General features: G+C 69.3%; 1 protein-coding gene. It reads right to left on the reverse strand.

Annotated elements, in window-relative coordinates:
- Positions 1 to 75: 75 nt before the first annotated feature.
- A partial coding sequence (locus ACNA7R_RS20495) for a sulfatase/phosphatase domain-containing protein (RefSeq protein WP_416285380.1) occupies positions 76 to 785 on the reverse strand: 710 nt, incomplete at its 5' end.

The raw sequence follows: 785 nt of genomic DNA on the forward strand, positions 1-785 counted from the left end.
GCCCGGACTCGCGGCTGTGCCGTTCGCTCGAGCGCACGCTGGCTCGTCTTCGGGACGACGTGCTCGAGCCCGTCGTCACTCGTGGGGCCACGAGTCGATCTCGTCGTCGTAGTTGCCCGGCGCGATCGGTCCCTCGAGCAGCGGGTCGTCGGTCTCGACCATCCACTCGCGGAGCTGCCGGGCGAGGTCAGCGCGGACGTCCTGGTACCGGGGCTCGAGCGCGACGTTCTCGTCCTCCTGGGGGGTCGCCCGGAGGTCGTACAGCTCCTCGTAGGGGCGAAACGGCGCGCTGTAGGCCTCGCGGACCTCACGGCCGGCCTCGCTGGCGAAGACGTCCCGGGCGAGGTACACCCGGGGGAGCTGCCAGAAGTTCCGGACGTACTTGTACCGCTTCGTCCGGATCGCCCGCACCGGGTTGTACTCGTCGTGCCAGGTCATCTCGGCGAAGAGCCGCTCGTGGGGCTCGTACTCGCCGTCGGTCACGAGCGGGAGGAAGCTCCGACCGTGCAGGTCGTCCGGAACCTCGAGGCCGATCAGCTCGAGGATCGTCGGCAACACGTCGACGTTGCCGAGCAGCTCCCCGTAGCGCTCTCCGCCGTCGATCACGCCCGGATAGGACACCACCAGCGCAGCCTCGAGGCCGGCGTCGTAACAGCTCCCCTTCGCTCGGGGGAAGGCCAGCCCGTGTTCGGTCGTGAAGATCACGAGCGTCTCGTCGGTAAGCCCCGCGTCCTCGAGGGCCGTCAGAATCGTCCCGACGCCGTCGTCGATGGCGGTCACCATCC

The sequence above is a fragment of the Natronococcus sp. genome, assembly GCF_047921035.1.
In the GTDB taxonomy this organism is placed as follows: Archaea; Halobacteriota; Halobacteria; order Halobacteriales; family Natrialbaceae; genus Natronococcus.